Here is a 22,670-nt window from a genome sequence, read left to right as displayed (position 1 = left end):
GTTGACTTGGTACCATGGTGCCAAGCCAGGTGGGTCACATTGACCACATTTGTGTGTTCAGATTCAGTTCAGACCATCAGGGCAGCCACCGCATTTCGTAGTGACTCACCTAATGGACCTGCAGATATCACCTGGCGTGAAACACTTGGCAAGGTGTTGCCAGCCACCTCACCGAAAAGCTTCCGCAGGGTATCCACGGTGCCACCTTGGACACCGATTCCCGGGGCCAGGATCGACCCGCCGAAACCGGTCAGGTCCACGTCCAGGTGTTGGTGGGTGGCCCCGATGACCAGCCCGACAAAGTCGGTACCGGCTTCGGAATTTGCCTGCATCGCCCGGTTGACGATTTCCTGTGCAACGGAAACACCATCGCGCAAGGCCGTCTGGACCGCAAAGCCCTCCGGGTTGGAGGTACGGGCCAAGACGTACAGGCCACGGTCGTTGGCGACCGCGAGTTCCAGGGCGGGGGCGAGTGAATCGAATCCCAGGAATGGCGATACCGTGATGGCATCAGCGCTGAGGTCGGTTCTCCCCGACAGATATGCATGGGCATAGGCAGCCATCGTCGAACCGATGTCGCCGCGTTTAACATCCAGGATGGACAGAGCACCGACATCCGCTATGTCTGCCAGCACCTGGGCCAAGACCCTCATCCCGGGCGCCCCAAAGGCCTCGAAGAAAGCCGACTGGGGCTTGAACACCGGGACGATATCACCGAGGGCCTCCACCATCGTGCGGGAGAGCCGCTCCAAACCGTTCAGGTCGTAGTCGTATCCCCACCCACGAATCAACTTCTCGTGTGGGTCGATACCCACGCACAGTCGTCCTCGTACAGCGGTAACCGCGTCTAGTCGCTCGCAGAACGTGCTCATCGAGTTCTTCCCGGTACGCAGAGGCGATTGATTCCCATCACCAGGGCCGGACCGGAGTAGATGAACCCGGTGTACACTTGAACCAGTTGAGAACCTGCGTCAAAGAGACGCTGGGCATCGCGCGGGGTCATGATTCCACCCGAACCCATGATGGGGAGTTCGGTACGTGATGCGATCGATTCAACGAAAGCCAGCGCCTTGGCAGTCAATGGAGCCCCCGAAAGTCCGCCTGCCTGAGAGGCCAGGTGGCGTTCGGATGCATGCAGTCCGTCACGGGTGATGGTGGTGTTGGTGGCGATGATGCCCGATACCCCGGTCGCCGCGCAAACCGCAAGTACCTCGGTAAGATCGGCCTCCACCAGATCCGGGGCCAGTTTGACGAACAGCGGAATCGGATCGACGGAATCGAGTTTCACCGTTTCCTCAACCAAGGCCGAGGTGAGGGACTCGACCGCGCGCCGTGACTGGAGAGAACGCAACCCCTCGGTATTCGGTGAGGAGACATTGATGGCCACGTAGTCGGCATGGGGGGCGATCGTGCGCAGTGAGTGCAGGTAGTCTTCGTTCGCTGCATCCAGCGCAGTGGTCTTCGTTTTGCCGATTGACACCCCGATCGGGTGCCCCAGCACACCGTTGCCACGGTAGACACCCCACTGGTCGAGGCGGGCCGCCATGGCCTCAACCCCGGAGTTGTTGAAGCCCATCCGATTGATGATGGCCTGAGAGTGCGGCAACCTGAACAGACGTGGTGCTTTATTGCCCGGCTGAGCCTTCGCGGTGACCGTACCCAGTTCCGCGAAACCATAGCCCATAGCCGCCCAGGCCCGAGCCGCCATGCCATCCTTGTCCAAGCCCGCAGCCACCCCGACCCGGCCTGGGAAATCGATACCGGCAACGGTAACAGGATCCATTGACGAAGCCAGGAACTGGGCCATCACGTCGAGTACCGAGGCGGGCAGTTCACCCAGCACACCGACCATCTGATGATGGATCTCCTCGGGGTCTCCCCCATTGAGCCGGAACAGCACGGGACGCACGCACCCGGCGTATCCGGCACGCAGAGTTCGGATCAGCAACTCATCAACGGTGACCATGGTTCACCATCATGCCTCGCAAAGGGTCACTTCGTGGCATTCACCGACAAGCTGTGTCGATCTCCTCGCCCCACTCCTGCAAGGAAACGACATCAACATCACCGGTTTGGAGGGCCTCAATGCCGAGTACCGCAGCCTCTAAACCGGACACCGTGGTGATCGACGGAACATCGTAGAGAACCGCTGCCGTGCGGATTTCGTACCCGTCAGCACGTTGCGACCCACCGCTCGCACCACCCGAGGGAGTGTTGAAGATCAAATCGATCTCACCACGTGCGATGAGCTCCACGATGGTCGGTTCTCCGTTGGGGCCGGTCTTCTCGGAGAACTTACGCACCGGGGTTGCATCGATCCCGCGCTGGGCGAGCACCGAGGCTGTCCCGTCGGTGGCCAGCACCTTGAAACCAAGTTCGATGAGTGCCTTCACCGGAAAGACGATATTGCGCTTGTCCTTGTCCGCGACGGAGACGAAAACTGTTCCCCCGGTCGGGACCTTGACATAAGCGGCGACCTGTCCCTTGGCGAAGGAAAGCCCGAAGTTGCGAGCCAGACCCATGACCTCGCCGGTGGAGCGCATTTCCGGACCCAGCACCGAGTCGACAGAGGTTCCCTCAATGGTATGGAACCGGTTGAAGGGGAACATGACCTCCTTCATGGCGATCGGCATTCCAGGCCAGATCGAAGCACCATCGGTGCGGGTTCGAAGCATCCCGCGCTGCCGCAATTCGGCGATTGTGCTGCCCATCATGACCATGGTGGCGGCCTTGGCTAGCTGGGTATTGGTTGCCTTAGAGACGAACGGGATCGTGCGTGAGGCTCGTGGATTGGCCTCCAGCACGTAAAGGGTTTCCCCCGCTAGCGCGTACTGGATGTTGATCAACCCGTGCACGCCAACACCCTTGGCAATGGCCTCGGTGGATGTTCGGATCTCTTTGAGTGCCGCCCGGCTCAGGGTAGCTGAGGGTAGTGAGCAGGCCGAGTCGCCGGAATGGATACCGGCTTCCTCAATGTGCTCCATGATGCCACCCAGGTATAGCTCGTTGCCATCGTAGAGGGCGTCCACATCGATCTCGATGGCGTCATCCAAGAAACGGTCCACCAGAACAGGGGTTTCCGGGGAGATCAGCGTGGAATTGTCGATGTAGGTGCGCAAGGCTGCGTCGTTGTAGACGATTTCCATGCCGCGTCCACCCAGCACATAAGACGGGCGGACCAGCACGGGATATCCGATCTCCTTGGCAACATTCGAGGCTTGCTCGTAGGACTCTGCCATGCCATGTTTAGGCGAGACTAACCCGGCAGTCTCCAACACACGGCTGAAAGCGCCACGCTCTTCAGCCAAATCGATGGCCTCCGGTGAGGTACCAACGATCTTCACCCCGGCATCCTTGAGCGCCGTAGCCAACTTCAATGGGGTCTGGCCCCCGAGTTGAACGATGACACCGGCGATCTCCCCCATCTGGGATTCTGCGTGATAGATCTCCAAGACGTCCTCAAGGGTAAGAGGCTCGAAGTACAGGCGGTCGGAGGTGTCGTAGTCGGTCGACACCGTCTCCGGGTTGCAGTTGACCATGATGGAGTCGTAGCCGTTCTCTGACAGCACCATGGAGGCGTGCACGCAGGAGTAATCGAACTCAATGCCCTGCCCGATGCGGTTGGGGCCCGAACCGAGGATGATTACCGCAGGGCGCTCACGCCGAGTGAGTTCGCTGTATTCATCGTAACTCGAGTAGTGATACGGGGTGCGTGCTGCGAACTCGGCTGCGCAGGTATCCACTGTCTTGTACACCGGACGAACCCCAAGCGCCCACCTCAGTTGGCGGATGAGATCTGGGGTGGTGTGATGCAGATCGGCGATCTGCCTGTCGGAGAAACCATGACGCTTCGCCGTGCGCAGCAGTTCGGGACTCAGCCCGTCCGCGGCCTTGATCTCATCGGCGAGCTCCTTGATCATCAACAGCTGGTCGATAAACCAAGGATCAACCCCGGTGGCCTGTTGCACTTGTTCGACGGTTGCTCCGGTGCGCAGGGCCTGCATCATCAGTTGGATACGCCCGTCATGCGGGGTCGCGATGGCTTCCAGGAGCTCGTCACGATCGCCCACAGGCCGGGCGAAGTCGAAAGGTGCATCCGGGTTTTCCAAGGAGCGCAAGGCCTTGCCCAGAGCCTCGGTGAAGCAGCGCCCGATGGCCATCGCTTCACCCACCGACTTCATGTGAGTGGTCAGCGTCGGGTCGGCATTCGGGAATTTCTCGAAGGCAAACCGGGGCACCTTCACAACCACGTAATCCAAAGTGGGTTCGAAAGAGGCTGGGGTCTGCTCGGTGATGTCGTTGGGAATCTCGTCTAAGGTGTAGCCGACGGCCACCTTGGCGGCAATTTTGGCGATCGGGAAGCCGGTTGCTTTGGAGGCCAGCGCCGAGGAGCGCGAAACGCGCGGATTCATCTCGATGACAATCATCCGACCGGTCTCGGGGTGAATGGCGAACTGAATGTTGCACCCGCCGGTGTCCACTCCCACCGCGCGGATGATCGCGATGCCGACATCGCGCATATGCTGGTACTCGCGGTCAGTGAGGGTCATCGCCGGAGCCACGGTAATCGAGTCACCGGTGTGCACTCCCATCGGGTCGAAATTCTCGATGGAACACACCACGACGACATTGTCAGCCTTGTCGCGCATGACTTCCAGCTCGAATTCCTTCCAGCCGAGGATGGATTCCTCGACGAGGACCTCGGTGACCGGGGATGCGTCCAGACCGATCCGGCCAATTCTGTCCAGTTCTTCGAGATCATGGGCAAAACCCGAACCCACCCCACCCATGGTATAAGATGGGCGTAGCACGACGGGTAGGCCAAGTTCGGTGGATGCTTCGTGAATCTCCTCAATGGAGTGACAGATGACCGATCTGGCTGATTCTGCGCTTCCCAGGGTGAATTCGGGCAGTGAATCGACGACCCTCTTGAACTCCTCACGATTTTCACCGCGCTTGATCGCATCAACCGAGGCCCCTATCAGTTCCACACCGTATTTGGCCAGCACCCCGGAGTCATGCAGGGCGACTGCAGTGTTGAGAGCGGTCTGGCCGCCGAGGGTGGCCAGCAGAGCATCAGGGCGCTCCTTAGCGATGATCTTTTCTACAAAACTGGGCTCAATCGGTTCCAGATAGGTAGCGTCGGCGAACTCCGGGTCGGTCATGATCGTCGCCGGGTTCGAGTTGACCAGGATGACCCGGTACCCATCCTCGCGCAGCACGCGACAGGCTTGGGTGCCCGAGTAGTCGAACTCGGCGGCCTGTCCGATGACAATCGGCCCGGAGCCGATGACCATGATCGAAGAAATATCGTTACGCCGTGGCATCAGAGGTTCTCCTTGGGCACTGGAGGGGATTCACTTGGTGGCTTGCATCAGGGCCACAAAACGATCGAAGAGGTGCTCCGCATCATGAGGCCCTGCGGCCGCCTCCGGGTGGTACTGGACGGAGAAGGCCCGCAACTGACCATCCCGGCGCAATTCCAGACCTTCCACAACATCGTCGTTGAGACACACATGGGAGACGTTCACCGTGCCAAATTCGGTCTCGACCGATTTGTCGAGTGGCGCATCCACCGCGAAGCCATGGTTGTGGGCGGTGATGTCGATGCGGCCAGTGGTGCGGTCTCTGACAGGTTGGTTGATTCCTCGGTGCCCGTATTTGAGCTTGTAAGTGTCGAATCCTAAGGCCCTTCCGAAGATCTGGTTGCCGAAGCAGATGCCGAACATCGGGCGTCTGGCGCCCAACACCGCCCGGGTCAGTCCCACGGCATGATCTGCGGTCGCAGGATCGCCTGGGCCGTTAGATAAGAAGACCCCATCAGTGTTCATCTCGAGTAGTTCCTCAGCGGTGATCGATGCAGGCACCACAATCACCTCGATACCGCGTTCGACCATCTGGCGCGGGGTATTCGACTTGATTCCCAGATCGATCGCAGCAACCGTGAACCGCTTGGGTCCCACGGCTTGCACTACATAAGGCTCGTTGGTGGTCACCGTCGCGACATGGTCGGCACCTTCCATTCGAGGAGAACGACGCACTTTGTCCAGAAGATCTGCAGCATCCTCGCCCAGCGAGGAGATGCCCACCCGCATGGCACCGGCGTCGCGCAGGTGGATGGTGAGGGCCCGGGTGTCGATGTCACTGATGCCGACGATCCCCTGAGCCACGAGTTGTTCGTCCAATGAGATGGTGGATCGCCAGCTGGATGCGCGCCGGGCAGGGTCACGCACGACATAACCAGAGACCCAAATGCGCTGGGATTCGTCGTCCTCGTCATTCCACCCGGTGTTGCCAATGTGTGGGGCAGTCGCAATGACCACCTGACCGACGTAGGAGGGGTCGGTGAGGGTCTCCTGGTATCCCGACATGCCCGTGGAAAAAACCGCCTCGCCGAAGGTCTCACCGATGGCGCCGTAGCTTCGGCCTCGGAAGACTGTTCCATCCTCCAGAACAAGTATTGCCTTGTTAGTACTCATCCTGGTCCTCTTCCTCGGGAGGTCTAGCGTTCCTGTGGTCTGCTGCTGCAGAAGCCAGCAGCCCGTTTAGGAATTTCTCGGAGTCGTCGGTGGACAGTTCCGCTGCCATCTCCAGCGCCTCGGAGATGATGACCTTCAGATCCGTGTCGGTATGGTCGAGTTCCCACACCGCAATACGGGCGATGTTGCGATCAATGCGCGGCATCCGTTCAATCGGCCAGTCTCGGGCCGAAGCGGAATTGATCCGCGCATCAATGTCGCGTTGGTAATCCCGCACCCCCGCGACGATCTGTTGGGTGAACTCACGGACCGTGATCTCGGGATCGTCCATCCGCCGGGTCAGGGAGTCGAGGAGATCCGACTCGAGCAGATCGGCCTCGAAGAGGATGTCAAGCGCGGCTAATCTGGCCTTGGTCCGCGTGGTGTGCGAACGCCCAGCCATGTCCTGGGATGCGATCTTTACCGCTCCGGGTACCGGGGAGTGTTCTCCGGCAGCCAGCGGTAGAACCTGCTCGTCGTCGGAATGGCTCATCAGTTGTTAACACGACCGAGATATTCGCCCGACTCAGTAGAGACTTTGACGCGCTCACCGGTGGCGATGAAAAGCGGTACCTGAATCTGCTTACCGGTCTCCAAGGTGGCGGGCTTGGTGCCACCGGTGGACCGATCACCCTGCAGGCCCGGCTCGGTATAAGTGATTTCCAACTCAACCGAAGCGGGAAGCTCGATGTACAAGGGGTTTCCCTCGTTGGTGGCGACCGTGATCGTCGCTCCTTCAAGCAGGTAGTCCTTCGCATTGCCAAAGGTCTCGGCCGGGATCGTCATTTGCTCGTAGGTGTTGTTGTCCATGACTACGAAACCGGTGGCGTCCTCGTAGAGGTACTGCATATCGGAACGGTCCACCTGGGCCATGTCAATCTTGGTATCAGCGGGAAAGGTACGGTCGACGGTCTTGCCGTTTACGATGTTGCGGATCTTGGTCCGGACCACGGTGTTGCCCTTGCCCGGTTTGTGGTGCTGGAACCACAGGACCTGCCACAGCTGGCCATCGAGGTCGAGGACGGTTCCGTTCTTGATGTCGTTCGTGCTTGCCACGACTACCCTTTCGATCGCTTCATGACGGTCAACCCGCAAATGACAACTCTAGCTGAACCGAGCGAGAGCACCCAGTCTCATGTGGCTGCCGAACCGCGCCTATTCTCCAGCCGCAATCCCTTTGCCCATGCCACGCGTTGTTCCCGCGCCACCGTATAGGGCACAGCGAGTTGCCGCATGATTTCGGCGATGTGTGGGCAATGTCCGGTGGTGGCCAGGTGATCGGCAATGCGGGTGACCTCCGAGGTCGATTTGTTCTGCGATAGCTTCGCCTTCCCAACGATTCCGGTCACCACCAACTCCACCCCGACTATGGCTGGAAGCATCTGGCGCACCAGGTTGATACCTCCGGCCTCCAGGGTCCACCGCTCCTCGAAACGGTCGACCATCTGACGCAGTGATTCGAACTTCCATTCCTCGTCATGGTGGGCCACCAGCCGCCCGGTGATGTGCACGGTAACGTAGTCCCAGGTTGGCACTGTGGCTACTCGGGCGTCTGGGGCCTGCGGATCGCACAGGGTAGGCGAGATGTAGGCGTCAGGGCCGTGCACCACCCAGGTGGCTTCCCCTTCGTCTTGCCATTGCAGATTGGTACGGGCCAAATGGGTGATGAGGCTGGTTCGTTCTTGGTCGCGCACTACGACGAAGGGCAAGAAGGTCACATCGATTCCGCGCTCAGAGTGAGTCACCAAATCACCCGCACCGGTATCCTCGACGTGAGCCCATGCTTGTTGTGGGGTCATCGCATACTGCTCGGCCACATACATCTCAGATCCTTCCCAGCTGGGCATAGCATTCGGCGAGCACCTGCTCATCAGGGGACGTGATCATCTCGGGAACACCGAGTTCCCGCAGCCCGACGAACCGCAGGGTGGTACCGCGGGATTTCTTGTCATGGGCCATCAACTCTCTCAGATCTTCCCACTGCGCATCGGCGTAAGACACCGGCAGGCCAAGCATCCGCAGACAGGAGATGTGGGTCTCCACCGCTTCTTCCGGCAGCCCGATCAGCCGGTGGGATAGCAGGGCCGCAAAGACCATGCCGATGCTCACCGCCTCCCCATGACGCAGCCGGAAATGCTCATGGATCTCAATGGCATGGCCAAGAGTGTGGCCATAGTTGAGCAGTTCCCTACCGATGTCTGCCTCCACTGAAGTGGCTTCCCGCAGGTCCTCACCAACTACCTCTGCCTTGAATACAACCCCGCGGGTGATCAGTTCAGCCAGCCGATCCGATGCCGCATCGCAGGCATCGGCGGGATCTTCCTGGATGGATTCAAGGATGCGTCGATCGCGGATAAAACCTGCCTTGATCGTCTCAGCGAGTCCGGAACTGATGTCTCGTTGTGACAGCGTCGCCAGGAAGTCAAGGTCGGCGAGGACACCGAGCGGTTCGTGGAAGGCCCCGACCAGATTCTTGCCCTGCGGCAGGTTGATGCCGGTCTTGCCACCCACGGTGGCATCCACCATCGCCAACACCGTGGTGGGCAGCAAGATGCATCCCACACCGCGCAGCCAACTCGCTGCGACGAAACCCGCCAGATCGGTGGTTGCTCCCCCGCCCAGGCCGATCACCACATCACAGCGGGTCAACCCGGCATCAGCCAGTCGCGACCAGCAGGATGCGAGCACCTGGGGATTCTTTGCAGCCTCTCCGTCGGGGACTGGGACCGGGATGATGCGACCGGGCATGTGGTTGGCCATTTTCTCGGCGGCATCGGCTAGTTGCTCACTGTGCACCAACCCGACGCGGGCTGCATCGGGGACCAGCGAGGGCAGATGCGCCAGCGCCCCGTGCTCAATGCGCACTCGGTAAGGGCGTTCGGTGCGTACGTCGACGATGCTCACATGTCCTCCAGAAGTTGACAAATCGTGCGCGCCACTTGATCGGGGTGCTGTCCACTAGTGCTTATCCGGTGGTCGGCGACCTCGGCGTACAGGGGCTCACGCAGAGTTGCGATACGCGTCCAGTTTGCTGCCACATTCCCGGCGAGCAGTGGACGGCCGCTATCCCGCCCCATCCTCGCGGTGGCCTCGCCCACCGAGGTGGTGAGCCAGAAGACGTGGTGTCCGCCGAGTGCCTCACGCACCTGTGGAGTCACCACTGCGCCTCCGCCCAGGGCGACAACCCCACAGTCGGCCAGAGCCTGGCCGGTGGCTTCCAACTCCAGACGCCGGAATTCCTGCTCCCCGTCGGTGGCGAAGATCTCGGAGATCTCCCGGCCCTGTTGCTCGACAATCCGGGCGTCGACGTCAATGAAATCCCGGCCGAGCCGCCTGGCAACGAGGGCACCGACAGTGGACTTGCCGGCCCCCATCGGACCGACCAGCACCACGGCAGATTCAGTCATGGATCGACAACCCCCGCTCTGCGACACGCGAAAGGTAGGCAGCATGGTTGCGACGAACCTCGTTCAGCGAATCCCCACCAAATTTCTCGAGGGTCGCTTCGGCGAGCACCAACGCGACCATCGCCTCGGCAACCACCCCGGCTGCCGGGACCGCGCAGACATCGGAACGCTGGTGGTGAGCCGCAGCCTGCTCACCGGTGGTGGTGTCGAGGGTGCGCAAAGCGCGGGGAACCGTCGCGATCGGTTTCATCGCCGCACGCAACCGAAGGACCTCACCAGTGGACATGCCGCCTTCGGTCCCTCCGCAATGCTGAGTGAGACGTTCGATGCCGTTGCGGCCGGGAATGATCTCGTCATGGGCCGCAGATCCCCGGACTCCGGCCAAACCGAAGCCGTCACCAACCTCCACACCCTTGATCGCCTGGATACTCATCAACGCGGCAGCGAGCTTGGCATCCAATCGGCGATCCCACTGGGTGTGTGAGCCGAGCCCCGGGGGGCACCCCCAGGCGATCACCTCGATAACCCCACCCAAGGTATCCCCCGCGGCATGGCAGTCGGCAACCTCCTGCTGCATCCGTTCAGAGGCTGCGGACTCGAAGCAGCGCACCGGATCAGCATCAATCAATGGTAAGTCGGCCATCGTTGGGAAACCGTGCGGGTTCGCCACAACGCCACCGAGTTGGACCACGTGCGACAGCACGGTGATTCCCAGGCCCTGGGCAAGAAAATTCTTCGCCACAGTTCCCAAGGCGACTCGGGCAGCGGTCTCTCTGGCGGAAGCACGCTCCAGGATCGGGCGGGCCTCGTCAAAATCGTATTTCTGCATCCCGGCCAAGTCGGCATGTCCAGGCCGCGGCCGAGTGAGTGGTTCGTTGCGGGCCAGGGAGCCCAGCGTTTGAGGGGCGACCTCGTCGGGCGACATCACTTGTTCCCATTTGGGCCATTCCGTGTTGCCGATCATGACGGCGACCGGTGAGCCGAGGGTAGAGCCATGTCGTATCCCGGTGAGCACCGTAACCTCGTCAGCCTCGAATTTCATCCGGGAACCCCTCCCAGCCCCCAAGCGGCGCCGGGCCAGTTCATCGGCGATGTCCGAGGCCGAGATCTTCACATGGGCGGGGATGCCCTCGATAGTGGCAACTAAGGCTCTTCCATGGGATTCACCGGCTGTGAGGTAACGCAGCATGCTGACCATTGTCCCAGAACCACCCATGCGGTGCGCTCAAGTACACCTGATGGTCAGGACCTCATCATCGCGGCTGTGCAGGTGTCAGCAGAGTTCAGGAACAACGATCTGGGTTGGACTGGCACCACTGCTGGAACAGCGCAACATTGGCTTCGTGCCCGGCCCAGTCATTGGCGAATTTGGTCTCCCCGGTGTCTGGATTCACCGCAACGAAGTAGAGGTAGTCGCCACTTGTCGGATTGACCGCAGCGGCCAGGGCCCACTGGCCCGGATTCGATATCGGTCCGGGAGGCAGCCCTTCGTGCACATAGGTGTTGTACGGAGAGTCGTTCGCCCGTTCCTCGTCGGTGGTGGTGATGGTTCCGGGCGAGTTGACCGCGTAGATCACCGTTGAGTCGAGTTGCAGCTTCATTCCCTTGGCCAGCCGGTTGTACAGCACCTGGGCGACATCGTTGGCATAAACTTGGTTGTTGACTTCTTTTTCGATGATGGACGCGACGATCAACGCATCGTAGGGGTCGATGCCACGCGCCTTGGCCTGGTTGACGAAGTCCACCGAGGTGGAGATCTTGTCGAACTGGGCAGTCATCTTGGCCAGCATTTGGGTGGAAGTGGTGTTGTTGTCGTAGGTGTAGGTCTCGGGAAACAGGAATCCCTCGGGATTGCCCTTGCCCCACTCCGGGATGCCGAGCGCGGCGGGATCGGCCAGGGAAGCATTGAGTTGCTCGGCAGTTAAACTGCTCTGCTCGGCTAAGGATGCCACTACCTCGCTGTTGCGAAGCCCTTCTCGCAGGGTGATGTTGTGGGAGACCATCGTCGTGCGGCTGACGAGCAGCCCCAAGGCATCGGTGGACTTCATCTTCGTCTTCATCACGTAGCTGCCGGCCTGGATGGAGGCTGCTGCCGGATTGTCTTCGGCCACCCGTACGAAGCCCTTAGAGGAGGCTACAACATCGGCTTCCACCAAGGTATCGGCGATCTGTGAGATGGTGGAGCCCGCGATAATCGTGACGGTCACGTCCTGTTCGCCGGGGCCCGGGTAGTCCGCAGTTGAGCTGAACTTGAACCCGTGCACCTTGGAGTAAACGAGGTATCCCCCGCCGACCACGACCACCAAAGACAGCAGGACAGCTAGCAGCGACTTGCCCCACGAGGGCTTATGCCGACGTGGAGCATTGGCGACCCGGTCGAGGAGGAACTCCTCCTCAACGATCTCCGGTTCCTCCGGAGTTGGTTCTTCAAGGAACCGCGACATCGCGTCATCCTTCCTCAACGGTTCGGGACCGTGTCCACCCGACCCCCGCCGGAGCGCCTGTGCCGCGCTCAATGTCGAGGGCCTGTTCAAGAATGGCAACAGCAGCTGCCTGGTCGATTACGGCGCGCCGGTCAACGCCCGAAAGCCCAGCCGCTGCCAGTTGCCGATGGGCCGTTGCAGTTGTCAGCCTCTCATCAAGCAGCCGCAACGGTACCTTGATGCGACAGCCAATCCGATCAGCCACCTTCATCATTGCATCGGCAGCGATCCCCTGTCGTCCCGCCAGGTCAATCGGCATACCGAGGATCACCTCAACCGCATCCAACTCCCGGACGAGTTTGGCAATCCTGCCGACGGCAGCTGGGCCGTTGATAATGGTCTCTACCGGACGAGCCAGCAGTCCCTCACTGTCGCAAGCCGCCACCCCGATCCTGGTCTTTCCCCAGTCAATCGCTATACGCACCCCGGGCTGGAACTCATTCAATGCGACTCTCCACAGCCTGTAGCGCTGCCTCAAGTGCAGCAGCGGCCAGCGTCGGATCGGTTCCGCCACCCTGGGCCATGTCATCTTTGCCGCCGCCCCTGCCACCGAGCACACCGGCCGCCACGCCGACGATCTCGCCCGCGCGAATACCGCGGTCGCGGGCCTGTTGGTTGGTGGTCACGATGACTGAGGGTTTATCGCCTTTGGCGATGAGAACGACCACACCTGGTTGGTTACCGCAGCTCTGGCGGGCGTCGGTGGCCAAGCTGCGCAGATCAGAGGCTTGAGCCCCGTCCAAGACCCTGGCCAGCAGTCTTACCCCGTTGACCTCTCGCCAGGTAGTGGTAGCCAAGGCGGAGCGAAAACCGTCCAGACGCATCTCCTCGATTGTGCGGCTGGCCATTTTCAGGTCGTTGACCAGCGAGGACACCCTTTCTGGAAGTTGTTCGGGACTCACCTTGAGCAACCCGGTGAGTTGGGAGACAAGTGCCCGTTCAGCAGCCATGTGGTTGAACGCATCGCTCGATACCAGGGCCTCAATACGTCGGGTGCCCGAACCAATGGATTGTTCACCCAGGAGGGTGAGCATCCCGATCCGGGCGGTGCTGGCGACGTGGGTGCCACCACACAGTTCACGGCTCCAAGGCCCGCCGAGCTCCACCATGCGGACGATCGGTGGGTATTTCTCACCGAACATGGCCATCGCTCCGATGGCCTTGGCTTCTTCCAGAGGCATCTGGGTGTCGGTCACCACTAAATCGTCGCGGATGGCCTGGTTGGCGCGCTGTTCGATCTCAATCTTCAGTTCACCGCTCAGGGCTTTGGTCGACGCGAAGTCAAACCGTAGGTACCCGGGCCGGTTGAAGGAACCGGCCTGGGTTGCGTTGCGACCGACCAGTTCGCGAAGCGCTGCGTGGATGATGTGGGTCGCGGTGTGGGCCTGGGCGGCTCCTAGACGGTTGGCGGCATCGACCCGGGCGATGATCGGATCGCCAATGGCAAGTTCACCGGTGAGCGTTACCTTGTGCACGATGAGGCCAGGTACCGGTCGTTGCACGTCGAGAACCTTCAACTCGGCTGCCGGACTCACCAGGACTCCCTTATCAGCAGCCTGTCCACCCATCTCAGCGTAGAAAGGTGTAGCGGCCAGGACAATCTCGGCGCTCTGCCGGTCATGGGCAACACTGACCGATTGACCGTCGACCACCAGACCGATGACCCTGGTCTCCAGTTCCAGGTCGTCGAAACCGACGAAGGGGGTCTCCCCCGCCGACCTGAGCACGTGATAAGGCTCCAGATCGATCAGCCCACCCTTCCTGGCCTGGGCATCAGCCTTGGCCCGCTGGCGTTGCTCGGCCATCAAACTCCGGAAGGCCTCCAGATCAACCTCGAGACCTTGATCAGCGGCCATCTCCAGGGTTAGGTCGATCGGGAAACCGTAGGTGTCATGCAGTTGGAAGGCCTTCTCGCCGCTAAGCACCCTAGAGCCCGAGGTTTTGGTCTGCCGGGCCGCGGTATCGAATAGCGATGTGCCCTGAGACAGGGTCCGGGTAAACGACTGTTCCTCGGCGGCTGCGACGTCTGCGATCCGTGGCCACTGCTCGTCTATCTCCGGGTAGGAGACCGACATCACCTGACGCGACACATCCAGCAATTCCACCAAGGAGGCTGCATCATGACCGAGCAAACGCATGGAGCGCACCGCGCGGCGCAGCAACCGACGCAACACATAGCCGCGGGCCTCATTACCGGGGGTGATCCCGTCGTTCATCAGCATCAGGCCGGAACGGACGTGATCCGCGACGACCCGGAAACGGATGTCATCGCTGGGATCGGCGCCGTAACGCTTGCCGGTGAGTTCGGCCGCGTGAGCGATCACCGGGAAGACATCGTCGATCTCATACATGTTCGCTACACCCTGCAGCAGGTAGGCGATGCGTTCAAGACCTGCACCGGTGTCGATGTTCTTGGTGGGCAACGCCCCGGCGACATCGAAATCGTCTTTGGCCCGCACCGCGGAAAGATCCTCCTGCTGGAACACGAGGTTCCAGATCTCCAGGAAGCGGTCCTCATCGACGTCGGGGCCACCGTCGGGACCAAATTCCGGTCCGCGGTCGATGTATATCTCCGAGCAGGGCCCGCCGGGGCCGGGCACTCCCATCGACCAGTAGTTATCTTTCAGGCCGCGGGGCTGGATGTGATCCGCGGGGACACCAACCGACAGCCAGTGCCTACGCGCCTCGACGTCGCCATCGGGCAGGTCGGGGTGCAGCCCGGGTCCCAGGATAGTGACCCATATCTTTGCTGGGTCGAACCCGAAGCCACCATCGACCTGGGAGTTAGTAACCAGTTGCCAAGCCCATTCGATGGCTTCCTTTTTGAAGTAGTCGCCGAAGGCGAAATTGCCGAGCATCTGAAAGAAGGTGCCGTGCCGGGTGGTCTTGCCAACATCGTCGATGTCGAGGGTTCGCACACATTTCTGCAGCGACACCGCCCTCTTGTAGGGGGATGCCGCCACGTCGAGGAAATCGTTCTTGAAGGGAACCATGCCGGCATTCACGAACAGTAGGGTGGGGTCGTTGAGGAGCAGGGATGCGCTCGGCACGACGGTGTGATCATGGGCGGCGAAGAAGTCGATGAAACGACGCCCGATCTCAGCAGCCTTCAGCATGTCAGTCACCCAGCGGATACTACCTCGTCCTGTAGCGTGGATGCGGTGAACGTTCCTCGCTGTGGCTCCCGGCGCCACCGGGCCATCCTCTTGGCTCGATCTACACTCAACCGGTTCAATGCCAACCAGGCAACAGATATCGCGGCAGGTCTCACCTATTACTCGGTACTCGCGGTGTTCCCAGCATTGTTGTGCGTTGTGTCGCTTCTCAAACTTTCCAGGCTCGGCAGAACCCTGGTGCCCGAGCTGTCGCAACTGCTGCAACAATCCATCACCGATCCCGGCACGGCCCGTGTGGTGACAAACATGGTCACGACCTTTTTCGACTCAACCGGTGCCGGCCTTGGCCTGGTGGTCGGCCTACTGGTAGCTATGTGGTCAGCCTCCGGCTATGTGGCGGCGTTCAGCCGAGCCGCCAACCGAGTCTACGACGTCGAGGAGGGCCGGGGCACCGTCCGGCTGAAGGCAACACAGTTCGGACTCACCGCGGTGGTTCTGGTCGGCTTCGCGATTCTCGTGGGCCTAGTCACGCTTTCCGGGGAGGTGCTGCACTGGCTCGGTGCACGCCTGGGCGCCGGGAACACCGCGCTGACGGTCTGGAGCATCGTGAAATGGCCGGTGGTAATGGTGATCGTCATGGGGATGGTGGCAATGCTTTACCACTTCTGCCCTAACGCCGAACTGGGCAAGTTCCGGTTCATCACACCAGGTTCGGTGCTCGCTGTCCTGGTTGCGCTTGCAGCGGCCTCAGGCTTTGGTTTCTACGCCTCGGGTTTCGGCTCTTATGATGCCACCTATGGCACCCTCGGTGGGATCATCATCGCCTTGTGGCTCATCTGGTTGGTCAACATCGCGATGCTGTTGGGGGTGTATCTCGATGCCCAGCGGTTGCGGTTGCGACAGATCGCCAGGGGTGAAGTGAAGGCCCGGCGCGGGGCGGTGGTTGCCCCGCGTGCGATGAAGGGAATCGTCGCTGGGATGCGCAAGGACAACAAACTCGCTGCGGATCTGGGGGCACTGGCACCGAAGGAGTGACTCGAACGGGCCCTTTCCTCTACTGCTGTGAGGATGCCGAGAGATCGCCCAGGATCTGGCGCACTGCCGCCACGCGTTCGGCGATCTGGGCCTCATTACCGTTGTGTGTCGGGCGGTAGTACTGGCGTCCGCGCAGTTCGTCGGGCAGGTACTGCTGGGCGACGATGCTGTGCTCGAAGTCGTGTGGGTATTTGTAATCGACCGCGTGGCCCAGGTCCTTCGCCATAGCGTAGTGCCCATCGCGCAGGTGGAGCGGGACGTTCCCGATGTGCCCGTTCACCACATCGCTCCTGGCAGCACTGATTGCCATGGTCACCGCGTTGGATTTCGGTGCGGTGGCTGCCGCGATGGTGGCATGTGCGAGATTGAGTACGGCTTCCGGCATCCCGATCAGTTGGACGGCCTGGGCCGCGGCCACGCAGGTCTGCAACACGGTGGGGGCGGCCATTCCAATGTCCTCGGATGCGGAGATCACCAACCGTCGAGCGATGAACCGAGGGTCCTCCCCCGCTTCGATCATCCGGGCCAACCAGTGCAGGGCCGCGTCGACGTCGGAGCCGCGGATGGATTTGATGAAGGCGGAGATGACGTCGTAGTGCTGGTCGCCGTCCGCGTCATAGCGCACCGCTGCCCGGTCAACGGATTGTTCCAGGATGGCCAGGTCGATGAGTTGTATCCCACGGGCCTCGGCTCCCCTGGCGGCTTCCTCAAGGTAGGTGAGCACGCGACGGGCATCGCCCTGGGCCATGGCTAGCATTCCCGCCCGGGCCTCGGGGGCGAGACTGAACCGCCCTCCCAGGCCACGTTCCTCGTCCAGGGCACGGTCCACCAGCAACGACAGGTCATCGTCAGTGAGTGGTTTCAGGGTGAGCAGCAGCGATCTGGACAGCAGCGGGGAGATGACCGAGAAGGACGGGTTCTCGGTGGTGGCCGCGATGAGGGTCACCAGCCGGTTCTCCACGGCGGGCAGCAGCACGTCTTGTTGGGCCTTGTTGAACCGGTGTACCTCGTCGACGAACAGCACCGTGTAGGTTCCTCGAGCTAGTTCCCTCTTGGCGGTCTCGAGTTGGGTGCGTACCTCCTTGACCCCGGAGGTGACTGCGGAGATCTCGACGAATCGCCGGTTGGTCTGGCGTGAGACCACTGCCGCGATGGTTGTCTTGCCCACCCCAGGTGGGCCCCAGAGGAAAACCGACATGGCCGCGGTTCCCTCGGCGAGCCGACGCAGGGGGGATCCCGCGGCTAGCAGATGGTGTTGGCCGACGATCTCGTCGATCGTGCGGGGGCGCATCCGCACAGCCAGAGGAACATTGGCGTGCTCCGACCCGCTCAGCACCCCGTCGGGCTGGACGTCGGTGTTGTCGGGGTTTCCGAACAGATCGCTCACTCCACAATTTTAACCGAGGTGCGGCAAAGATCTTGGACCGAAGGTGTTACCGGGGGAGAACCACGACCGCGCAGACGACCGCTGTGTTCTCAATGCTTTCCGTCGTTCGATCAGGTTCCCCGGACTACCTCAGCGAAGTGCTCGGATGCGTTCAAGGAGTTCTTCTCGATCGGCGGGGGTAACCGGAGCCACCGGATAGCGTTCAAACAGGTGCTTGACGTCGCTCTCCCGACGTTCCAGTGCTTGGTTGAGGGCTTGCATAATGGCATTGCCCACCCAGCGGCCTCCCCTGTCGAAGCAGCCGGCTACCTCAACTGTCTCCACGGTTTTGTTGCGCAGCGCGACGTGTACCAGTCGAGTCTGGTCGCGTCCGTCTGCCCTGTCGGGGAATCGCCAATCCTCTCGGTGAACGACAGCATCGGGATTGCACTTGGCCAGTTGGGCCTCCAGGAAATCAGTAATCTCCTTGGGCTCGTCCTTGAGAAGCTCATCATGCATGTTTGCCATTAGATCGGCGGAATGCCGAGCAAGTAATCGCGATAGCAGAGTGCGCAAGGTTTTCTGGAATGCGTCGGGGTCCTGGTGCGATAGATCTCTGGGCAGGTGGAGTACCTCCAGCCGTCTCGCACACATCCGGGCGAAGAACCCCTGGATCTCGGTGCTTTCCAGATCGGTGATCACCTTGGAAAGATTCATATGAGCCGGAACCACCTCTCGGAGCCGTCGGTGCAGGTGATCACATCGACGATTCCATCTTTCGTCAGGATACAGCGCTGGGCCTCAGGGGTCAGTTCTTTCCAGCTGAGCAAGGCATACTCGTCGGCGACATGAAACACTTGCCATGGCTTCGCATAATTCCCATTCCCAGATTCATCGATGGCGATCAATGATAAGTGAACCAGATCCCATTCGGCTCTAGCCCCCTTGGAGTCATAGATCTCTTCCCGAGCTATGGCGAGCAGCCGGTGGGCAACGGGCGACAGGAAGGCGCCGGGCATGTGGAATTCCACCAAGCGGATCACCTCATCCCACCGATCGTCGGCCAGCAGCTGCTCGGCCCGCGACTGCCATGCCAACTCTCTGGTGAACCTGGGATCACGCACAATGCTCTTCTGCAGCGCCCGGCGATCCACTGAACTGCGAGTGTTAACCCACCGCCCGAAATTTTCCTTGACGCTCATGCATCATCGCTTCCGATTATCAAGGAACCTGGTTGCACAGTTCCTCAAAATCTTTGTAGGACATCTGATTCGCAAAATTTCTCCCCTTCTCTCTCGCATCCACTTCAACAGGTTTCGGCGCATACCCTTTATCGTTCAGATGATCCTGAAAAAGACGTTTCCATCGAGCCTTCTCTTCTGCTTCCATGCTGGAAGGAATATTGTCATACTTACCACTGTTCTGATAAAGATGCTCCATTTCATGCTCCACTGCACCTAATAATTCATAAGGAGCCCAATTTTCGACAGGACCAGCATCTCTGGGAGTTTTATCAACAGCACTACCAAGAGTTTTAGGATTTAAGGCAATCTTGATTCTTCTACCGTTATCGTCCACTTGACAATAACCTCCAGAATTCTTAACTTTATCATTACTGAAGTCTGCTTCATCAAACGACAGAGGAATACGTTCTAAACCGTGAGAATCCGCAAAGTCGTCGGCCACTTTTTGCAGGATACGCTTAGCTCGTTCCGGATCGTTTCTAGCAATCTCGTTGAACTCTTCGGCAATCCTTTGATCTACGTGCTTATAAATATCTTCCCGACTCATTAGTTCGAGAAAAGGATCCGGCAATACAACATCTTCGAAAAGCGAGTTAATTTTATTTGTTGCCCATGATTCGATCGCCTTCATAGTTTTGCTCGCTTCTTCAACAAGTAGGGTTATGAAAGCTTCATCCTCTTTGCCGATACCACCTCTTACAGCCTGATTATATGACTCATCATAACGTTGATTGAGACCATCCAAAGTTGTCACTGCATACTTGGCTGCAGCTGCAGACTCCAAGTAGGCTCGTGCAGTATTCCTCCCGGCCGGTATCAATGACTGAACATGTGAATGAATTGACGTTACTGACGTTTCGGAGAGTTGAAACTGGTGCGCAGCAGGACCAGAATTATATTCAAGAATGCTAGCAATTACTTGAGATATTTTTCCCTCTGCAGAAATCAACGCTTCGGCATAACTCGTGAAGGTATCTCCGAGAGTCTCCAGCCTGTCCACATCAGGATCAGGAATCACCATGTTTATCTTTTCATACATAAAAAATCCTAGCTTTCTTCAAGTTTTTCCAGTGCACTATTTCTTCGAGAAACCTCTTCTGAATCAACTTCCCAAAAGCGTTTTGCGGCCGCAATATTTCCTTCTTCAGTGGCTTCATAATCATTACCAGTAGCAGTCATTTTTGACCCCAACGATGTCAACCCATCGTTCGCGGCGCCAACCAAATTATGCCAAGGAAGACAGCACTTGCCGTCTCTAGCAATGATCGCTGCATCAATCGGTGACGCGCCGTCCAAGTACACGAGCGGTTCTGCGAGAGCGATTCCCTCAGCACTGCGATAGAGAGCATCTGCAACTTTCTCGATTGCCGCACCAGCTTCCTTCCACATGGCGGGATTGAACTCGGTCATCAAGACCTCCTTGCCGGGGTTAGAGCAGCATCCCCGCTCCGTCGTGGGCGACGCCGCTGGCAAGAAGCTATTAGATAGCCGGGGCCGTATCCAGTGTCCCAGTGCTCAGATGGCAGCCCCGCCCGGGATCACTCACCGGATATGGAGCTGGAATGAGATCTCGGTATTGTCAGGCCTTCGTAGACTCTGCGGCGTTCTGCGCATCCGAAGATTTGTCCGAGGTGGCATCCACGCCAGCTTCCTTACGTTGCTGAGCAGTGATCGGGGCTGGGGCCTCAGTGAGCGGATCGAAACCACCACCAGACTTCGGGAAGGCGATCACGTCGCGGATGGTCTCAAACCCGCCAATGAGTGACACCAGCCGGTCCAGGCCGAAAGCGACACCACCGTGCGGCGGAGCCCCGAAGGCGAAGGCCTCCAGCAGGAAGCCAAATTTCTCCTGGGCTTCCTGTTCGGAGAGCCCCATCACACCGAACACCCGCTCCTGGACGTCGCGGCGGTGGATACGGATCGATCCGCCGCCGACCTCCACGCCATTGCAGACAAAGTCGTAGCCGTAGCTGAGGGCCGATCCGGGATCGGTATCGAAGGTATCCATCGATTCCGGCTTGGGTGAGGTGAAGGCGTGATGCACCGCGGTCCAGCGGGAATGCCCCAGGGCCACGTCGCCGTCGGCAGTGGCGGCAGCCGCCGACTTGAACATCGGGGCATCCATCACCCAGCAAAAGGCCCATGCATCGGCTGGGATCATCTCGCAGCGTCGGGCGATCTCCAGCCGGGCAGCCCCCAACAACTCCTGGGCGCTGCGCTGCTCGCCTGCCGCAAAGAAAATCGCGTCGCCTTTCTCGGCTCCGGCTGCTGTAGCAATGCCCGCCTTCTCTTCATCCGATATGTTCTTAGCCACCGGCCCACCCAAGATGCCATCCTCACCGACGGTGATGTAGGCCAGTCCCCTGGCTCCACGCTGTTTCGCCCATTCCTGCCAGGCATCGAACTGGCGACGCGGCTGCGAAGCCCCACCGGGCATCACGACACAGCCCACGTAGTCAGCCTGGAAGACCCGGAAGGGAGTGTTCGCAAAGAACTCGGTGAGATCGTGCAACTCATTGCCGAACCGAAGATCAGGCTTGTCGGAGCCATACTTGTCCATCGCCTCGTGCCAGGTGATCCGCGGCATCGGATCAGGCAGTTCGACGTCGATGATCCTCCACACCTCACGCATGACGGCCTCCGACAAGGCGATCACATCGTTCTGGTCGACGAAGCTCATCTCGATGTCGAGCTGGGTGAACTCGGGCTGGCGATCGGCACGGAAGTCCTCGTCACGGTAGCAGCGGGCGATCTGGTAATAACGTTCCATTCCGGCGACCATGAGCAGCTGCTTGAACAGCTGGGGTGACTGCGGAAGGGCATACCAAGAGCCCGGGTGCAGCCGGGCCGGAACTAGGAAGTCGCGGGCTCCCTCCGGAGTGGAGCGAGTGAGGGTCGGGGTCTCAATGTCGACGAAATCGTACTCATCCAGCACCCGGCGGATGGTGTGGGTGATCCTGGACCGCAGGCGCATTGCCTGGGCCTGCCTCGGACGGCGAAGATCAAGGTAGCGGTACTTCAGCCGCGCGTCCTCACCGACATTGACCCGCTCGTCGATTGGGAAGGGCAGGGGCGCCGAGGGGTTGAGCACTTCGATCTCGGTGACCGCGACCTCCACCTCGCCGGTGGCCATATTCGGGTTCACGGTGTCGGCAGAACGAGCCTCCACCTTCCCGCGCACCGCCAGGCAAAATTCATTGCGTAGCTTGTGGGCGCCAAGGTCGTCGACCAATTCTTCACGGATAACGCACTGCACCACACCGGCCCTGTCACGCAGATCAATGAAGACCACCCCACCGTGATCTCTGCGGGCATCCACCCACCCCGCCAGCTCGACCTCGGTACCGATAGTGGATGAGTCAAGGGCCCCGGCTAGGTGGTTGCGAATCACGATCTTCCTTTCAACATGCCCGGCATGGACAGTGCCGATGCACCCGAGAGTCTAGGCGTCCTCGTCACGGCCACCCAATCGGAACACCGACGTGCCCGCCCAAATGTCAT

At 60.1% G+C, this 22,670-nt stretch carries 20 protein-coding genes; 1 reads left to right on the top strand and 19 read right to left on the bottom strand.

Going from position 1 to position 22,670, the window contains the following annotated elements; translation table 11 throughout:
* Positions 1 to 68: 68 nt before the first annotated feature.
* The 13 genes from pyrF to alaS form a co-directional block, all read right to left on the bottom strand.
* Positions 69 to 872 carry an orotidine-5'-phosphate decarboxylase gene (gene pyrF / locus HMPREF1531_RS10165; RefSeq protein ID WP_016669867.1) on the bottom strand — a complete coding sequence of 268 codons (804 nt, stop codon included), beginning with the start codon at positions 870 to 872 and terminating at the stop codon, positions 69 to 71.
* Positions 869 to 1,966 (bottom strand): quinone-dependent dihydroorotate dehydrogenase, encoded by a 1,098-nt coding sequence (locus HMPREF1531_RS10160; protein ID WP_016669866.1) that lies wholly within the window; start codon positions 1,964 to 1,966, stop codon positions 869 to 871. Before HMPREF1531_RS10160 ends, pyrF begins: the two co-directional genes overlap by 4 nt.
* Positions 1,967 to 2,006: 40 nt before the next feature.
* Positions 2,007 to 5,327: a carbamoyl-phosphate synthase large subunit gene (gene carB / locus HMPREF1531_RS10155; RefSeq protein ID WP_016669865.1), complete on the bottom strand. Its 3,321-nt coding sequence runs from the start codon at positions 5,325 to 5,327 to the stop codon at positions 2,007 to 2,009.
* Positions 5,328 to 5,357: 30 nt separating this feature from the next.
* Entirely contained in the window at positions 5,358 to 6,479 is a 1,122-nt protein-coding gene (gene carA, locus HMPREF1531_RS10150; RefSeq protein ID WP_016669864.1) for a glutamine-hydrolyzing carbamoyl-phosphate synthase small subunit, read from the bottom strand.
* The gene (gene nusB, locus HMPREF1531_RS10145) at positions 6,469 to 7,011 is read right to left on the bottom strand and encodes a transcription antitermination factor NusB (protein ID WP_016669863.1); all 543 of its coding nucleotides are present in this window, start codon (positions 7,009 to 7,011) and stop codon (positions 6,469 to 6,471) included. Before nusB ends, carA begins: the two co-directional genes overlap by 11 nt.
* Positions 7,011 to 7,574: an elongation factor P gene (efp, locus tag HMPREF1531_RS10140; RefSeq protein WP_016669862.1), complete on the bottom strand. Its 564-nt coding sequence runs from the start codon at positions 7,572 to 7,574 to the stop codon at positions 7,011 to 7,013. Before efp ends, nusB begins: the two co-directional genes overlap by 1 nt.
* Before the next feature lie 77 nt (positions 7,575 to 7,651).
* Positions 7,652 to 8,341: an FMN-binding negative transcriptional regulator gene (locus HMPREF1531_RS10135; protein ID WP_016669861.1), complete on the bottom strand. Its 690-nt coding sequence runs from the start codon at positions 8,339 to 8,341 to the stop codon at positions 7,652 to 7,654.
* Position 8,342: 1 nt separating this feature from the next.
* On the bottom strand, positions 8,343 to 9,422 hold the full coding sequence (gene aroB / locus HMPREF1531_RS10130; RefSeq protein ID WP_016669860.1) for a 3-dehydroquinate synthase: 1,080 nt from the start codon (positions 9,420 to 9,422) through the stop codon (positions 8,343 to 8,345).
* Complete coding sequence (locus HMPREF1531_RS10125; RefSeq protein ID WP_016669859.1) at positions 9,419 to 9,925, bottom strand: shikimate kinase; 507 nt, start codon at positions 9,923 to 9,925, stop codon at positions 9,419 to 9,421. The genes aroB and HMPREF1531_RS10125 overlap by 4 nt, the downstream gene beginning before the upstream one ends.
* The gene (gene aroC, locus HMPREF1531_RS10120; protein WP_036899042.1) at positions 9,918 to 11,114 is read right to left on the bottom strand and encodes a chorismate synthase; all 1,197 of its coding nucleotides are present in this window, start codon (positions 11,112 to 11,114) and stop codon (positions 9,918 to 9,920) included. The genes HMPREF1531_RS10125 and aroC overlap by 8 nt, the downstream gene beginning before the upstream one ends.
* 94 nt (positions 11,115 to 11,208) lie before the next feature.
* Positions 11,209 to 12,369: an endolytic transglycosylase MltG gene (mltG, locus tag HMPREF1531_RS10115; RefSeq protein WP_016669857.1), complete on the bottom strand. Its 1,161-nt coding sequence runs from the start codon at positions 12,367 to 12,369 to the stop codon at positions 11,209 to 11,211.
* 4 nt (positions 12,370 to 12,373) lie between these two features.
* Positions 12,374 to 12,853, bottom strand: coding sequence for a Holliday junction resolvase RuvX (gene ruvX, locus HMPREF1531_RS10110; protein ID WP_232210237.1), 480 nt, complete (start codon positions 12,851 to 12,853; stop codon positions 12,374 to 12,376).
* A complete protein-coding gene (gene alaS / locus HMPREF1531_RS10105; RefSeq protein WP_036899032.1) occupies positions 12,846 to 15,521 on the bottom strand; it encodes an alanine--tRNA ligase in 2,676 nt (891 codons plus the stop codon). The genes ruvX and alaS overlap by 8 nt, the downstream gene beginning before the upstream one ends.
* Positions 15,522 to 15,569: 48 nt before the next feature.
* On the opposite strand from alaS, the gene HMPREF1531_RS10100 reads away from it, so the two are divergent.
* On the top strand, positions 15,570 to 16,559 hold the full coding sequence (locus HMPREF1531_RS10100) for a YihY/virulence factor BrkB family protein (RefSeq protein WP_198011038.1): 990 nt from the start codon (positions 15,570 to 15,572) through the stop codon (positions 16,557 to 16,559).
* A gap of 19 nt (positions 16,560 to 16,578) precedes the next feature.
* Here the strand turns inward: HMPREF1531_RS10100 and HMPREF1531_RS10095 are convergent, their stop codons facing one another.
* The 6 genes from HMPREF1531_RS10095 to aspS form a co-directional block, all read right to left on the bottom strand.
* Positions 16,579 to 17,946, bottom strand: coding sequence for a replication-associated recombination protein A (locus tag HMPREF1531_RS10095; protein ID WP_016669853.1), 1,368 nt, complete (start codon positions 17,944 to 17,946; stop codon positions 16,579 to 16,581).
* 129 nt (positions 17,947 to 18,075) lie between these two features.
* Positions 18,076 to 18,642, bottom strand: coding sequence for a hypothetical protein (locus HMPREF1531_RS10090; RefSeq protein ID WP_016669852.1), 567 nt, complete (start codon positions 18,640 to 18,642; stop codon positions 18,076 to 18,078).
* Positions 18,639 to 19,127, bottom strand: a complete 489-nt coding sequence (locus HMPREF1531_RS10085; RefSeq protein WP_016669851.1) for a hypothetical protein — start codon at positions 19,125 to 19,127, stop codon at positions 18,639 to 18,641. Before HMPREF1531_RS10085 ends, HMPREF1531_RS10090 begins: the two co-directional genes overlap by 4 nt.
* 19 nt (positions 19,128 to 19,146) lie before the next feature.
* On the bottom strand, positions 19,147 to 20,208 hold the full coding sequence (locus HMPREF1531_RS10080) for a hypothetical protein (RefSeq protein ID WP_016669850.1): 1,062 nt from the start codon (positions 20,206 to 20,208) through the stop codon (positions 19,147 to 19,149).
* An 8-nt stretch (positions 20,209 to 20,216) separates the two neighbouring features.
* The gene (locus HMPREF1531_RS10075; RefSeq protein WP_016669849.1) at positions 20,217 to 20,579 is read right to left on the bottom strand and encodes a hypothetical protein; all 363 of its coding nucleotides are present in this window, start codon (positions 20,577 to 20,579) and stop codon (positions 20,217 to 20,219) included.
* A gap of 169 nt (positions 20,580 to 20,748) precedes the next feature.
* Positions 20,749 to 22,560 (bottom strand): aspartate--tRNA ligase, encoded by a 1,812-nt coding sequence (gene aspS, locus HMPREF1531_RS10070; RefSeq protein ID WP_016669848.1) that lies wholly within the window; start codon positions 22,558 to 22,560, stop codon positions 20,749 to 20,751.
* Positions 22,561 to 22,670 lie beyond the last annotated feature (110 nt).

The organism is Propionibacterium sp. oral taxon 192 str. F0372 (genome assembly GCF_000413315.1).
Lineage (GTDB): Bacteria > Actinomycetota > Actinomycetes > Propionibacteriales > Propionibacteriaceae > Brooklawnia.
The sequence above is the reverse complement of the archived record's forward strand: the minus strand, read 5'-3'. Positions and strand labels throughout refer to the sequence as shown.

Coding starts and splice junctions, on each gene's coding strand:
- pyrF (WP_016669867.1), bottom strand. CDS start 872: ATGAGCACGTTCTGCGAGCGACTAGACGCGGTTACCGCTGTACGAGGA.
- HMPREF1531_RS10160 (WP_016669866.1), bottom strand. CDS start 1,966: ATGGTCACCGTTGATGAGTTGCTGATCCGAACTCTGCGTGCCGGATAC.
- carB (WP_016669865.1), bottom strand. CDS start 5,327: ATGCCACGGCGTAACGATATTTCTTCGATCATGGTCATCGGCTCCGGG.
- carA (WP_016669864.1), bottom strand. CDS start 6,479: ATGAGTACTAACAAGGCAATACTTGTTCTGGAGGATGGAACAGTCTTC.
- nusB (WP_016669863.1), bottom strand. CDS start 7,011: ATGAGCCATTCCGACGACGAGCAGGTTCTACCGCTGGCTGCCGGAGAA.
- HMPREF1531_RS10135 (WP_016669861.1), bottom strand. CDS start 8,341: ATGTATGTGGCCGAGCAGTATGCGATGACCCCACAACAAGCATGGGCT.
- HMPREF1531_RS10125 (WP_016669859.1), bottom strand. CDS start 9,925: ATGACTGAATCTGCCGTGGTGCTGGTCGGTCCGATGGGGGCCGGCAAG.
- aroC (WP_036899042.1), bottom strand. CDS start 11,114: ATGCTGCGTTACCTCACAGCCGGTGAATCCCATGGAAGAGCCTTAGTT.
- mltG (WP_016669857.1), bottom strand. CDS start 12,369: ATGTCGCGGTTCCTTGAAGAACCAACTCCGGAGGAACCGGAGATCGTT.
- HMPREF1531_RS10090 (WP_016669852.1), bottom strand. CDS start 18,642: ATGAATCTTTCCAAGGTGATCACCGATCTGGAAAGCACCGAGATCCAG.
- HMPREF1531_RS10085 (WP_016669851.1), bottom strand. CDS start 19,127: ATGAGCGTCAAGGAAAATTTCGGGCGGTGGGTTAACACTCGCAGTTCA.
- HMPREF1531_RS10080 (WP_016669850.1), bottom strand. CDS start 20,208: ATGTATGAAAAGATAAACATGGTGATTCCTGATCCTGATGTGGACAGG.
- HMPREF1531_RS10075 (WP_016669849.1), bottom strand. CDS start 20,579: ATGACCGAGTTCAATCCCGCCATGTGGAAGGAAGCTGGTGCGGCAATC.